Raw genomic sequence first — 14,018 nt, forward strand, 5'->3', positions numbered from 1 at the left:
TGGATCCTATACTTAGCAAAAGGTCTGAAGTTCAAATTCTTGCGGTGACTAACGGAAGCGATGTTTCGAGTTTGTTAAAGTTATGTGCTGAAATTAAGAGGGACGATTTTGTTTAGTTGGAAAAATCTGAGCTTTCGCCGCAGGTTATTGATTATCATGACTTTGTCGGGGTTAATTGAGCTACTTATCCTGACCGCGGCGGGATTCGCCTATATTAAGCATTCCCAGCAAGAAGAAATGGGCTACAAAGCACTTGGCATTGCGCAGTTTCTGGCGCAGTCACGTTCCGTTGTAGACATGGTCGAAAGTGAGCGGGTGGGAGAATTACCCCTCGAATTTCGAGAGCTTACGGAACTGATCGGTGCAACTTTCATTGTAATTGGCAATAAAGAAGGCATTCGATTGATTCACCCAGTTGAAGAGCGCGTTGGCAAGCCGATGAAAGGGGGCGACAACGCAAGAGCACTGGAACTTGGTCAGTCTTATGTGTCTTATGCCGAAGGGTCGTTAGGTAAATCGGTTCGGGGTAAAACCCCTGTCATTGATCAACATGGGAACATCATCGGGGTTGTCTCTGTCGGGTATTTGCTCGACAGTCTGCAAGACAGAATTGAGCCTTATTTAGCGTTTCTTATTGCCATGGCTTTGCTGGTAGTGATCGCCAATGCTGTGTTATCAAACTATGCGTCCCGACGTTTTCAAAAAGCCATTCTTGGATTTGAACCAGAGGAGATAGGGCGACTGTATGTCGAGCTGGACGTCACCATGAGTACCATCAAGGAAGGTGTGATCAGCATCGACAATGCCGGAACCGTTCGTTCGATCAACAAAAGTGCGTGTGAAATACTCAAAATCGACCGAGAGAATGTGTTGAATCTGCCGATGAAAGATGTCCTTCCCGACAGTGATTTGGTGGATATTCTAGCAACCAAAGAGCCTCAGCATGACATAGATCTCTATTTGAATGATCAGCGCATTGTTGCCAACCGAAACCCCATTATAGTCAAGGGCGAAGTGGTCGGGGCTGTGTCCAGTTTCCGTCGAAGGGACGAAATAACCGAGCTGACCAAACAACTTTCTCAAACCCGTGAATACGCCGATATGCTTCGGTCACAAACTCACGAACACAGAAATAAACTCAACACCATCAGTGGGCTGGTTCAGTTAGGAGAAACCGAACAGGTTCAGAAACTGATAGGACAGGAAACCGCACATTATCAGGCGTTAATTGGCTTTATCCGAGATGCAGTGAAAGATCCATTAGTAGCTGGCTTACTCTTGGGCAAAACAGAGCGCGCCCGTGAACTCGGTCTTATGCTGGAAATTGATGCTGGTACTCGATTAGAGCAGCTGCCTGAAAATATCATTGCAGATGATCTGGTCACGATTCTGGGGAATTTAATCGACAACGCATTCGATGCCATGATCGCAGAACGCGAGAATAGAGTGGCAAACAATGTGTTTGTGTCCATTAGTGACTACGGGACAGAAATCATTCTGGAAGTGGAAGACACAGGGTGTGGTTTGCCAGAAGACATTAACGTATCCAGACTGATAGAGAAAGGCGTTTCCAGCAAGGCGAAAGCCAACAGGGGCGTGGGGCTTTATCTGGTCAGCAAGTTAGTCAGCCAGTATGGCGGACAGCTGGAGCTGGGAAATGGTCCGACTCAGGGAGCAAGAGCGACGGTGTATATACCAAAGGACAAAAGAAAATGACGACGAGTACGAAGGTAATGATCATCGAGGACGATGAGGGCATTGCTGAGGTGCACAACAGGTACTTGAATCAGATTGGCGGTTATGAAGTGGTTGGTATTGCCACTTCTCAAACCGAAGCCGAAATGCAGCTTGAACTGTTGCAACCAGAACTGGTTATACTCGACGTTTACCTGCCAGACGGCAATGGGCTGGAGATCCTTCGTCAGGTTCGTCAGCAAAAACAGCATTGTGACGTTATTCTTGTCACCGCCGCGAGAGATGTGGACACGCTACAGGAAGCTATGCGAGGTGGTGTGGTCGACTACTTGCTGAAACCGGTGATTTTTTCCCGTTTGGAGGCGGCACTAAAGAAATATCAGGCGCAAAAACAAGAGCTGGAGACGGTGTCGGATCTTGATCAGAAGCTGGTGGACAAAATGCTGCAATCCAGTTCGCAACAAGAGCCCGCAAACAACCGCCTGCCTAAGGGGATTGATGGCGTAACACTGGATAAAATCCGTCATCTCTTCGTGGGGGATACCCAGCTCACGGCGGATGAAGCCGGGGTGAGAATCGGTGCCAGCCGCACCACAGCCAGACGTTATCTCGAATATCTGATCAGTTCCGGCGAACTTGAAGCCGATGTTCATTACGGCTCAGTCGGAAGACCAGAGAGGACCTACCGAAAAATTCTGCGCTAAGCTTCCATCAATTCTTATGAGCCCTGACTTTTTGTCTAAACTTGTAAAAGACATAACGTTAGGGCTTTTATATGAGAAATCACATCGTTGTTCTTCTGGTACTACTCTTTGCTTTTCCAGGCTTTGCTAAAGAGCTCGTTTTTATTCACAGCTATCACTTTGAGTATCCTTGGGTCAAAGAGTATCGGGAAGGGTTCGAGAGCGAAATAGGTGCGATGACGATCCATGACTTCCAGATGGATACTAAGCGCAAACCCGCTGAGCAGTTTCCTGCAATCGCAGATAAAGCGTGGGAGTTTATCCAGCAACATAATCCTGATGTTGTTGTGGTGTCCGACGACAACGCCCTCAAGTATTTAGGTCCTCGCCTGATAGACAACAAAATTCCGACCTTCTTTCTAGGTATTAACGCAAACCCGAGAAACTACATTTCAATCACGCCGACTATTTCTGGGGTACTAGAACGGCCCTTGATGAAACGCTCGGTGTATATGATCAGCAAAGTACTGCCAGAGGTGAAAAACATACGTGTATTGATGGACGATGCCGCAACCTCACACGCCATATTGGAGACCTCTTTCAGCAATAAACTCAATCAGGATATCAACGGGATTACTGTTCACACCAGCCTGGTCCCTAATTACGAGAGTTGGGAAAGTAACGTGTTGGAATCTAAGAATCAGGGCTACGACGCCATCATCATCGCCAATTATGCCGCTTTAAAAGATGAGTCTGGCAAGCACTATTCTCTGGATGAAGTGAGCGCATGGACGAGTGAAAACTCACCGTTACCCATTTTTGCGTTTTGGTCCTATTCAGTCGGTCCGGGTAAGGCGATTGGCGGGCTGAGCATCAGCGCGTTAGAACAGGGTATCGAAGTGGCGAAGTTGATTAATCAGTTTAATGAAAAGGGAAACATGCCAACGATCACGACCCCGAAGAAAGGCGCGTTTATCTTTAGCCAGACAGAACTGGAACGCTGGCAACTACAAGTACCGAGTGATATTGAGAAAAATGCCGAAATGCGAAAATGAATGAGCTGATAGTTAAAGAATTATGATTTATTCCTCGCAGTTTTCATACACACGTCATGGTTCTGATGAGTCATAGTGTTAACATAGTGTAAAACATAAATAAGCAGGGAAAACCTGTGATGTAAACAAAGGAGTGGCACCTAAGTGTTCAGTGCTGAAAGCACCGATCATCGAGACAGAGGCAAAGACCAATGTCGTAGGTGTGTGCTTGAAGTGACGAAGTTTTGCTTCAGGCACAAAGGCGTATTTAACAAACATTATTTCAGCCTTCGGGCTAAACCGTTAAACGCCTAGGAGTTACAAATGAGCGATCTACGCAAGCGAAGTTCGTTGTCTGTACAATGGAAAATCACCCTGTTGTCTGGGGTATGTTTGGTACTGACTTCGATTGCCTTGATTTGTTTTTCAGTTTTTAACGCAATTCAAAATCAAACCGTCATCAAAGGGAAAAGTACTGAGTCCGTTGTATTAAAATCTCAGCAGTTATTGAACGCCGAATCCCGATCTAACGCTGCCCAAGTCCAGAAATATTTAGATGAAGCTACTTACCGAGCAGAAATGCTCGGTGACAGTGCGCTGTTTCTGATCCAAAACGCACAAGAAAACTTTACTGCCAGTGAAGTGCTGCGTAATGCGCTGAACGAACTGGTGGAGCGTGCCGTTAATCAGTTTCCTACGATTCAGGGAGCGTACCTGGTATTCGAAGTCGACAAGGTTGATGGGGAAGACAAGTATTACAAAAGCGCCGGTGAACTTGGCTCTAACGAAGTCGGACGTTTTTCCCCGTATTGGGCAAAAAGCAAAGAGGGCGACAAAGCCGTAGTGCGACTGATAGGGGAGAATGAACTCTCCGATCCAGCCAACGGTGAGAAGTATTCCTGTCCACTCAATACTGGCAGCGCGTGCGTGTCGAGCCCCAAAATTTCTGAACAAGGTGCGCTTACAGCTTCCATTTCTGTCCCGTTAAAAAGAGACGATGAACTGGTGGGTGTACTCGGCATCAATTTAAGCTTGGACCAGCTTAACCAATCCATTTCAGAAGCGGACGAAGCCCTGTTTGACGGGCAGGGTGAAATAGCGATTGTTTCCTTGGACGGTACGCTTATCGCCAGCGATGTGATGCCCGACAAAGTCGGTTTTCCTTACAAAAGCAATCACGTATCAGACAGCAAAATGACCGATTTCTTATATGGAAATCAAAGCCAGGTCAGTTGGAGCAAAGATGGAAACTGGTTAACAGTTTTCTCTCCTATTCAAATTGCCAATCAGAACTGGGGTGTGTTGATAGACGTACCGAAAGGCAGCGTTCTAGCTGATGCGAACGCTCTGGACGCAGTTATCAAGGGGCTGGTTGAAGCTGGCATTGTTACCGAAATCTCTTTTGGTGCTTTGTTTGTCGTTATTGGTTTGATAGTGATTAGCGTGTCTTCATCTCGCTTAGTTAAGCCTATACGTGAAGTTGTCGCTCGGCTCCATGACATTGCGTCGGGAGAAGGGGACCTAACGCAGCGCTTAAAAGTCACGTCTAACGACGAAATCGGTCAACTGTCCTCTGAATTTAATCAGTTTTTAGAAAAGCTGCAGACGATCATCCGGGATCTGGTCAATACGACGGAAGTGGTGGGAGAGCTGATTGAACAGTCGAAACGTTCTGCCACAGTCATCCGGGACAGCAGTGACTCCCAGTTTAAAGAAACGGACTTAGTGGCAACGGCTTCTGAAGAAATGACGCAAACCGCGACCGTCGTGGCGCAAAATGTTCATTCAGCGGCTGATGCAGCCAATCAGGCTAGTGCCGCAGCCGTTTCTGGTCATGAAGTGGTTGAGAAATCTTACAGCGAAATGACTAGGCTGGTGGAGAAGATGCAAACCGCCGTACCCACAGTAGAAGCCTTGGCAAGCAATAACGCTAGCATTACTGAGATTCTGACTGTGATAGAAGGAATATCTGAGCAAACCAATTTGTTAGCCCTGAATGCGGCGATAGAAGCAGCAAGGGCAGGTGAGCATGGACGCGGATTTGCAGTGGTGGCAGACGAAGTTCGAAGCCTGGCGAGTCGCACTCAGGAATCGGTAGGAGAAATTCGCGAAGTCATTGGCAAAGTCGAACTCGGCACCAAAGACGTGGTCAGTGCGATTCAGGAAGGAAATGACCTTGCTAATAATACCTCTGTCTACGTTCGCAACGCAGTGAATGAATTGGAATCGATAAAGTCGGCGATTCAGGCTATCACCGAAATGAACAACCAGATCGTGAATGCAACGGAGCAACAGCAGCAGGTATCCAGCGAAGTGAACCTCAACATCGCAAACATCCGAGATCTTAGCGCGGATATTTTAAATCAGGCGCAATCTTCCGACTCTGTTGTGTCTGAAATCACCGAGATGTCGCATCAACAACAAACGCTGGTCAGTCAGTTTAAAGTGTAACAATGATAGCTCGATAACCATTGGAAGAACTAGCTAAGTTCCATTGCTCATCTATCACACGAAAGGGCTTCTGGTTTCCCCAGAAGCCTTTTTCATGTCATACATCTATGACGTTTGTTTGAATTCGCTGATGTCTTTCCAAGTAATGCCAAACTTGGCGAGGTATTTTTGCAATCTTGTTGAGTCATTAGACTGTGCTTTCTTAGCCCGGCTCTTATCAAACAGTTCGCGTCCGGCGGAAGCCATTGAAGGGTGCCGTATACAGGTTTCGAGTACAAACGTTAGTTGATACCTGTCGAACGTATCCAGCTCTTGTATTTGATTTGAGCTCAACAGTTTGCTTACTAAAGTGGGTGTTGGCTTTGATGTTCCCCAATCTGACTCTAGCCTTTTTATCTCAGTGTTTACGTCATCTATCGTGATTCGGGATGAATCTGCCAGAGTAGAAAGGCGAGTAATAGATGAGCTCAAATCCCGAAAGTTACCATTCCACGTCGATGAGGGTAAGTGGGCAAATTTAAGATAGGACTGTTTAGCTTCTTTATTGAATCGGACTTTTCGACCATTTTTTTCACTAAACCTATCCAGTTCAAACTCGATATTAGGCTCTATGTCTTCTTTGCGCTCCCTTAGCGCTGGGAGTTGGTAAGTCCAGAGGTTGATTCGAGCAAGTAAATCTTCTCTGAAAGTGCCATTAAGCACTACCTGACGCAAATCCTTGTTTGTGCCCGCAATCAACTGGAAATCACTTTTGACTTCCTTATCTGAACCAACGGGATGGAAAGATTTGTTCTCTATGGCGTGAAGCAACATGGACTGCTCTTCCGAACCGAGTTCACCAATTTCATCAAGAAATAACAGCCCTTTATTGGCTGACACTAAAAAACCATCACGCGATTGAAGGGCTCCGGTAAAGGCACCTTTGGTGTGCCCAAATAACGTTGCCATTGCGTTTTCACCTTTTAATGTTGCACAGTTTACAACGATAAGGTTCCCGCTGAGTGCAGACCGCTTCTTCTTCAACTGGTAGATTTTCGACGCCAGTTGGGTTTTACCTGCACCTGTTGGTCCGGTCAGCAAGATAGGTTCTTTTGAGCGAATGGCAACTTTTTCAATCTGACTGATCAACGTGTTGAAGTGGGTATTGTTCGTATTGATTCCATTTTTGAGGAACGCGCTACCCAGTTCATGTTCAGCGTCAAATCGCGTAGCCAGTTGATCGTACTTAGAAAGATCCAAGTCTATTACCTGAATTTTCCCAATCGCACGATTGTCAGCTTTGTTATCTGGAGCAGTTTGAATCAACCTTCCCGGAAAATGCCTGCTTTCAGTAAGTAGGTAACCGCATATTTGCGCGACGTGAGTACCCGTAGTGATATGGAAGAGGTAATCCTCATTATCAATATCAAACGTCAGGCTAGAGCAAAAGTCGTAAAGCTTTGCGTAAACTTCTTCGAAATCCCAAGGATCTAAAAAGTTTATTGGTACGAGTTTTACCCTTGTCTCGGGCGAAATTGTCTCGATATCAACGGCGATGTTATTGGCAAGCCTGTTATGGTGATTGTCATGAAGGAGATAGAGTTCATTGATCACTAAGTCTTCCTGACTCACAAGCGAAATGTTAGGGCGCCACTTCGCCCACCTGTCGCTTCGTTTCCCTACTTTATCTAGCTGAGTACCTAATAGGCTGATTGCTATAGTCTTTTTCATTGACGTATCCAAATGGATATTTTTGTATCTATATTTCTATTTTATTTAATATCGATGGATAGTCAAATTTCCAAGGATATTATGATTTGTATTTTTTAGTATTTAAAAATCAATTAGTTAAAAATTTATTTGTATGTCTTATTTGATTTGGCACGCCGCTTGAAATAACTAGGGTATGTCGAGATAAAAGCGTGTTTCCAAAAACACCTTGGTGCGGTAAGCAATGCGACTCCGTATTCCTCCTTCACAAGCTTGATTTAAGCGCCAGATTGGATGGCTGAAAAGGGTTCGACTCCCTCTTAGATCTCCGGGTAGCTAAATTGGTAGAGCGGCAAAGGTTTCCTTTGTGTGTTGCGGGTTCAAGTCCCGTCCCAAATCAAAATAAAACAGTAAGTCAGTAAACCGTTGACACCAATGGTTGAGAGACGCCAACAGGAAATGTTTAAAGCAAGCAGGACGCTCCCTTTAAACCATCACTCGCGGCCACTTTCAACGCAAGTGCTCAACAGTTACTGACACAACGAAAGGAACGAGAAAATGTTAAGAAAAATCATAACTGTTGCGGAAAACCAGCGTGCATTAGTGTTTAAGAACCAAGTTTTGTCTGACGTACTTTTGCCAGGTGAACACAAATACTGGAAGTTCGGTAATCAGTTTGAGTTTCAGTCATGCAACGTAGATTCACTGTATTTTTCACAGCCTAATGCTGAACGCTTGTACGAAGCTTCTGAAGTGCTACGTAGTCAGCTAACACACTTAAAGACAGACAACCACGAAGTAGGCATCCTTCGATTGAATGGCTACATGATGGGAGTTATTGCTCCAGGGCAAAGTTTGTACGTGTGGAAAGCAGCAGGCAATATTTCTTTGGAAAAGCGTGATATTTCAGACTCCTTTGAAGTCGATAAGCAAACCCTATATCAGGTTGAACAGTCAGGTACTAACACTGCCGATGCTTTGATCAGAGGAGCCGGAGTTTTAGGAATTGCGCCAATAAAAAAAGTTCAGGTAGCAAACGAACACGTAGGGCTTCTTTTCGTCGATGGTGCGTTGGCTTCTACTTTGGAACCGGGTGTATATGGCTTCTGGCAATTTGCTCGAAAAATCGAAGTGAAAATTTTTGATTGCCGAACTCAACTGATTGATGTGTCTGGGCAGGAGATATTGAGTAAGGACCGAGTTAGTCTTCGCATCAATTTGACCGCCGGAATTAAGATCGAAAATGCAGAATTGGCATCGGCGAGCGTAGATAACGTAGGGGACTACATCTACAAGACGTTGCAACTGGCACTAAGAGAAGCGGTGGGCACCAAAACCCTTGATGATTTGCTTTTGGATAAGTTGTACATCAATGAAACGGTGACCGACCTGGTGGCGGAGCCTCTCAATTCTATTGGAGTGAAACTCGTTAACGTTGGTATGAAAGACATCATCCTGCCAGGCGAGATGAAAGCCATTCTAAACCAAGTGGTGGAAGCGCAAAAAGCCGCAGAGGCAAATGTTATTAAGCGAAGAGAAGAAACAGCGGCAACACGAAGCCTGCATAACACAGCGAAAGTGATGGAAAACAACCCAACACTTATGCGTTTGAAGGAACTGGAAGCACTTGAAAAAGTGGCAGACAAAATTGAAACGCTGACAGTGTATGGCGGGCTGGACGGATTAATGAATGGCGTCGTTAAGATTGCCTAGATAATCATAGCAAGATGATAAATAAACAATAAAAGGAACAAACCGCTTGGCTTTTTTTGCTGGGCGGTTAATCAGGAAAATACTATGTGTACTAAAAATTACAGTCTGATTGAAAGTGAAAGTAGAAAGCCGATTAAGGCGTGGGTTAGCGGAGTTCCGTTTGAAGACAAAGCGCGTGAACAGCTGGATAACATTGCAAAAATGGAGAGCATTGTTCACTCACATATTGCCGTTATGCCTGATGTTCACATGGGTAAGGGAGCTACTATTGGCAGTGTCATTCCGTCGGTTAAAGCCGTTATTCCAGCAGCGGTAGGGGTCGATATAGGGTGCGGAATGGTGGCAACAAAAACCACGTTGAAAGCTAGCCAACTGCCAGACAATCTGGCTCCGATCCGCCACGCATTTGAATCAGCAGTTCCTCATGGCAGAACAACGGGGCGAGGGCGTAAACATCGTGACAGAGGCGCGTGGTACAACATTCCAGATGTTGTAGCAGGTGAATGGAAAAAGTTGGAAGCACGCTTTGAGCGAATTTGCGATAAGCACCCTGCAATTCGACATAGTAACAACGTTACGCACCTTGGCACGATGGGAACGGGTAACCATTTCCTTGAGCTTTGTATTGATGAAAGTGACGCCGTTTGGATCATGCTTCACTCAGGAAGTCGTGGTGTTGGTAACCGTATAGGGACCTACTTTATCGAACTGGCGAAAAAAGAAATGCAACGCCACCAAATAAACCTGCCTGATGTCGATCTTGCTTACCTTGAAGAAGGAAGTGATTACTTTGATGATTATGTCGAAGCTGTGGAGTGGGCTCAAGACTATGCGGCTAAGAACCGTGAGATCATGATGTTCAATGCTGTTATTGCACTCAAGAAGCAAATGCCTATTGCGTTTGAAACCTCGGAAGTCGCGGTGAATTGCCATCACAACTACATTTCTCGTGAGAATCACTTTGGTAAAGATTGCTACGTTACGCGTAAGGGAGCGGTTCGGGCCAGGAAAGGGGAGCTTGGTATCATTCCAGGAAACATGGGGGCACGATCTTACATCGTGCGCGGACTAGGTAACCCAGACAGCTTTGAAAGTTGTAGTCATGGAGCAGGTCGAGTTATGTCTCGTACCAAAGCGAAAAAAGTGTATAACATTCAAGACCAAATAGAAGCGACAGCAGATGTGGAATGTCGAAAAGACAAAGACGTGATTGATGAGATTCCACATGCTTATAAGGACATAGATAACGTCATGGATGCGCAGAAAGATCTTGTCGAAGTCGTGCATACGCTCAAGCAAGTCGTGTGCGTAAAAGGGTAGTCACACGATGGAAATAACTAGGATAGATGGCTCTATGGGAGAGGGAGGCGGTCAAGTGCTGCGTACCTCTCTTACCCTGGCAATGTTACAAGGAAAGAAGCTAGAGATTACCAATATTCGGGCTAACAGGAAAAAGCCCGGTTTGATGAGGCAGCACCTGACTTGCATCCAAGCAGCCAAAGCCGTTTCAAACGCCAAGGTAGAAGGGGATGAATTGGGTTCAGATTGCATTTCGTTTGAGCCTAATAGCGTACAAGCGGGGGAATACGAATTTTCCATCGGTACGGCAGGGAGCACAGTGCTGGTATGCCAAACTATTCTTCTTCCCTTGTTGCTTGCTAATGAAAAATCAACCGTGCTTCTGGAAGGAGGGACACACAATGGTCTCTCACCTTCTTTAACCTTTTTTGAAGAGTCCTATCTAAAAGCACTAGGTCAGTTTGGTATCAGTGCGGATATTAAAAAAATGGCAATCGGCTTTAACCCAGCAGGAGGTGGGAAATGGCAAATTCAAATTACACCGATTCCGCTACTGAACTCCGCTCATTTCAAAACACAAGCAGAAGTGTTGGTTGATCAAAGTAACTGCGAAATTGAAACCCTTATATCAGGAGTCTCCAGAAGTATCGCAACCAGAGAAATAACAGCGACAAGAAAAAAGCTGGGTTGGTTTGACGCGCAAAGCAAAATCGAACATGTAGACAGCATAGGTTCGGGTAACAGTCTCCATATGAAAGTGATGAATGAACCAGTCACTACGATATTTGAAACGGTAGGGCAGTACGGCATTTCAGCTGAACGAGTTGCGGCGAGGTGCGCAGGTAGAATGAAAGCTTTTTTGAAATCCGGTGCTGCAATAGAAGAGCACTTGGCGGATCAATTGCTTTTACCCATGGCTTTGGCGGGTAAATCTTCAATGCTGACGACTAAACCAAGCAGCCACACGCTGACCAACATCAGGGTAATAGAAATATTTACTGGGATGCAGATTCTTACAACACAAATTGATGAAAATCTTTGGGAAATAAGTGTTTGCTAAGGAGGTGAAAATGAAAGAGCAAAAAGTTATACCTACAAAAGTAAGGGAAGAGATACTCGTTAGGCTTCAAAGAGCAGAGCAAGAGCATAATGTGCGTGTTCTTTATGCTATTGAATCGGGTAGCAGGGCATGGGGCTTCGCATCCGAAAATAGTGACTATGATGTCCGGTTCGTTTACGCCCACCAAGCGGATTGGTATTTGTCTGTAGACGTTGAAGAGAAACGTGATGTGATCGAATATCCTATTGTGGATGAGATAGATATTAATGGTTGGGATATTCGTAAAGCGCTAAAGTTGTTGCGAAAATCTAACCCTTCAATTATTGAGTGGCTTCACTCCCCGATCGTTTATCTGGATCGCGAAGGCTTTTCGCTGGCTACTAGGGAGTTGCTTCCTATCTATGCTTCAAAAACGAGAAACATTTATCATTATCGCCATATGGCGAAAGGTAACTTCAGAGAGTATCTGAAGAAAGAAAAAGTCCCTTTGAAGAAGTACTTTTATGTTCTTCGACCTTTGTTGACTATTCGCTGGATAGAGAAGTTCGGAGTACCCGCTCCGATTGAGTTTGATGTACTCATGGATGTCATCAATGATCATGACGAGTTACAGAGTACAATCTATGAATTGGTAGAACGCAAGAAAGCGAGTAAGGAAAAAGAATACATTGGTGCAATTCCCATTTTGAACGACTTTATCGAAAAAGAGTTCAGACGGTTGGAAAACATTATCAGCGAGGAAAAAAGTGGTACTCCATCTTTTACTGAGTTGAATGCAGCTTTTCAAAAAATCGTTCAAAAATAAAAAGGCTTCTGGTTTTCCAGAAGCCTTTGTTTTGCACTCATTTCGATGATTAATCTTGATGAGTAGGGTTTGCTACATTGCGCTGTTTTAGGTAATTAATGAACTTCGCCGCAATAGGACCAAGCAATACAGCAACCGCCAGACAAGCGAATACAGCTGTGATTGGGCGCTCCCATAAGAAGCTCAATTCACCGTCACTGATCATCAGGGCACGACGCAAGTTCTCTTCCATCAATCCCCCCAAGATAAACCCGAGCAATAACGGAGCGAGCGGGAAGTTCGCTAACCTCAGTGCAATTGCCGCCATTGCGACCAGCAGCATGATAAACACGTCCACAGTATTGAAGGATACCAAGTACACACCAGTGATTGAGAAGAACAGAATCATTGGAAGAAGTACGGTACGAGGCACCATCAACAGTTTAGAGATGTACGGGATTAGTGGCAGGTTTAAGATCACCAATACGATGTTACCAAAGTACATGGAGATGATGACCGACCAGAATACATCAGGGTGATCCACAAACAGGCGAGGACCCGGCTGAATACCGTAAGCAATTAAAGCACCCAGCATGATTGCAGTAGTACCTGAACCAGGAATACCTAGGGTAAGCAGAGGTACAAAAGAGCCGCTAGACGCTGCGTTGTTCGCTGATTCAGGCGCAACCAAACCACGGATACTGCCTTTACCAAATTCCTCACGTTTTTCTTTTGGTGCCAGGTTACGTTCCATACCGTAGCTTAAGAAGGCTGCGATTGTGGCACCGGCACCCGGAAGAACGCCGGTAAAGAAGCCAAGAAATGAAGATCGCAGAGATACAGGAGCGACTTCTTTTACTTCTTCTTTAGTGACTTTCATGCTGCCTAAGTTGTCGAGCTGATTGCTTTCTTCAGCACGAGTATCCTTCTGCGGTTTTAGGATGCCCATTAAGGTTTCACCCAGAGCGAAGGTCGCCATAGCAAGCAACAAGAAGCTAAAGCCATCCATCAGGTCTGTTAACCCAAAGGTAAACCGTTCCACACCGACACCTTTGTCGATGCCCACGGTAGACAACATCAAGCCAAGGATGGTCATCATCCAAGCTTTCAACACTTGTCCTTTACCAGCAAAGGCAGCAACGGCAGACAAGCCAAGAAGCATCAAGGCAAAGTAGTCAGACGACTGAAAGCTTAAGGAAACGCTTGCCAGGGCAGGAGCCGCAACCAAAAGCATGATGGCAGACAGTGTACCTCCAGTAAAAGACGAGTAAGCGGCGAGTGCCAGAGCTTTACCTGCCATGCCTTTCTGTGCCATTGGGTAGCCGTCGAATGCCGTAACCACGGTAGAAGAACAGCCCGGCGCGTTGATTAAGATTGATGAAGTTGAACCACCAAATACGGCGCCGTAATAGACACCTGCCATCAGAATCAAGCCGGAAGCAGGGTCAAGACCGTAACTGATTGGGATCATCAGTGCGATAGCCGAAATAGGACCAAGACCGGGCAACATGCCGATAAAGGTACCCACAAAACAGCCAACGATCACCATCATGATGTTCATTGGCATTACTGCGGTAGAGAGACCCGCTAAAATTCCATCTAACATGTCA

The 14,018-nt window shown here is 45.5% G+C and carries 10 protein-coding genes; 8 read left to right on the plus strand and 2 right to left on the minus strand.

Going from position 1 to position 14,018, the window contains the following annotated elements; translation table 11 throughout:
• Positions 1-156: 156 nt before the first annotated feature.
• The 4 genes from QMG91_RS07975 to QMG91_RS07990 all read left to right on the plus strand — a co-directional run bounded on the left by QMG91_RS07975 (position 157) and on the right by QMG91_RS07990 (position 5,863).
• Positions 157-1,716, plus strand: coding sequence for an ATP-binding protein (locus QMG91_RS07975; RefSeq protein ID WP_281830453.1), 1,560 nt, complete (start codon positions 157-159; stop codon positions 1,714-1,716).
• Positions 1,713-2,399: a response regulator gene (locus QMG91_RS07980; protein ID WP_004399284.1), complete on the plus strand. Its 687-nt coding sequence runs from the start codon at positions 1,713-1,715 to the stop codon at positions 2,397-2,399. Before QMG91_RS07975 ends, QMG91_RS07980 begins: the two co-directional genes overlap by 4 nt.
• A 71-nt stretch (positions 2,400-2,470) precedes the next feature.
• Positions 2,471-3,433, plus strand: a complete 963-nt coding sequence (locus QMG91_RS07985) for an ABC transporter substrate-binding protein (protein ID WP_281830155.1) — start codon at positions 2,471-2,473, stop codon at positions 3,431-3,433.
• Positions 3,434-3,736: 303 nt separating this feature from the next.
• A complete protein-coding gene (locus tag QMG91_RS07990; RefSeq protein ID WP_281830157.1) occupies positions 3,737-5,863 on the plus strand; it encodes a methyl-accepting chemotaxis protein in 2,127 nt (708 codons plus the stop codon).
• A 105-nt stretch (positions 5,864-5,968) separates the two neighbouring features.
• Here the strand turns inward: QMG91_RS07990 and rtcR are convergent, their stop codons facing one another.
• Positions 5,969-7,573: an RNA repair transcriptional activator RtcR gene (gene rtcR / locus QMG91_RS07995; RefSeq protein ID WP_281830158.1), complete on the minus strand. Its 1,605-nt coding sequence runs from the start codon at positions 7,571-7,573 to the stop codon at positions 5,969-5,971.
• A gap of 537 nt (positions 7,574-8,110) precedes the next feature.
• Here rtcR and QMG91_RS08000 point away from each other — a divergent pair.
• The 4 genes from QMG91_RS08000 to QMG91_RS08015 all read left to right on the plus strand — a co-directional run bounded on the left by QMG91_RS08000 (position 8,111) and on the right by QMG91_RS08015 (position 12,429).
• Positions 8,111-9,265, plus strand: coding sequence for a slipin family protein (locus QMG91_RS08000; protein WP_281830160.1), 1,155 nt, complete (start codon positions 8,111-8,113; stop codon positions 9,263-9,265).
• 84 nt (positions 9,266-9,349) lie between these two features.
• The gene (locus QMG91_RS08005) at positions 9,350-10,585 is read left to right on the plus strand and encodes an RtcB family protein (protein ID WP_281830162.1); all 1,236 of its coding nucleotides are present in this window, start codon (positions 9,350-9,352) and stop codon (positions 10,583-10,585) included.
• Positions 10,586-10,592: 7 nt separating this feature from the next.
• The gene (gene rtcA / locus QMG91_RS08010) at positions 10,593-11,624 is read left to right on the plus strand and encodes an RNA 3'-terminal phosphate cyclase (protein ID WP_281830164.1); all 1,032 of its coding nucleotides are present in this window, start codon (positions 10,593-10,595) and stop codon (positions 11,622-11,624) included.
• A gap of 10 nt (positions 11,625-11,634) precedes the next feature.
• The gene (locus QMG91_RS08015) at positions 11,635-12,429 is read left to right on the plus strand and encodes a nucleotidyltransferase domain-containing protein (RefSeq protein ID WP_281830166.1); all 795 of its coding nucleotides are present in this window, start codon (positions 11,635-11,637) and stop codon (positions 12,427-12,429) included.
• Positions 12,430-12,478: 49 nt separating this feature from the next.
• Here the strand turns inward: QMG91_RS08015 and QMG91_RS08020 are convergent, their stop codons facing one another.
• Positions 12,479-14,014, minus strand: coding sequence for a tripartite tricarboxylate transporter permease (locus tag QMG91_RS08020; protein WP_004405853.1), 1,536 nt, complete (start codon positions 14,012-14,014; stop codon positions 12,479-12,481).
• Between the last annotated feature and the right edge of the window lie 4 nt (positions 14,015-14,018).

This window comes from Vibrio nigripulchritudo (genome assembly GCF_027924785.1).
Classification (GTDB): Bacteria; Pseudomonadota; Gammaproteobacteria; order Enterobacterales; family Vibrionaceae; genus Vibrio; species Vibrio nigripulchritudo.

Bases quoted from the DNA above. Each gene is read 5' to 3' on its own strand.
- QMG91_RS08005 (WP_281830162.1), top strand. From the start codon at position 9,350: ATGTGTACTAAAAATTACAGTCTGATTGAAAGTGAAAGTAGAAAGCCG.
- QMG91_RS07975 (WP_281830453.1), top strand. From the start codon at position 157: ATGACTTTGTCGGGGTTAATTGAGCTACTTATCCTGACCGCGGCGGGA.
- rtcA (WP_281830164.1), top strand. From the start codon at position 10,593: ATGGAAATAACTAGGATAGATGGCTCTATGGGAGAGGGAGGCGGTCAA.
- QMG91_RS08020 (WP_004405853.1), bottom strand. From the start codon at position 14,014: ATGTTAGATGGAATTTTAGCGGGTCTCTCTACCGCAGTAATGCCAATG.
- QMG91_RS07990 (WP_281830157.1), top strand. From the start codon at position 3,737: ATGAGCGATCTACGCAAGCGAAGTTCGTTGTCTGTACAATGGAAAATC.
- QMG91_RS08015 (WP_281830166.1), top strand. From the start codon at position 11,635: ATGAAAGAGCAAAAAGTTATACCTACAAAAGTAAGGGAAGAGATACTC.
- rtcR (WP_281830158.1), bottom strand. From the start codon at position 7,573: ATGAAAAAGACTATAGCAATCAGCCTATTAGGTACTCAGCTAGATAAA.
- QMG91_RS08000 (WP_281830160.1), top strand. From the start codon at position 8,111: ATGTTAAGAAAAATCATAACTGTTGCGGAAAACCAGCGTGCATTAGTG.
- QMG91_RS07980 (WP_004399284.1), top strand. From the start codon at position 1,713: ATGACGACGAGTACGAAGGTAATGATCATCGAGGACGATGAGGGCATT.
- QMG91_RS07985 (WP_281830155.1), top strand. From the start codon at position 2,471: ATGAGAAATCACATCGTTGTTCTTCTGGTACTACTCTTTGCTTTTCCA.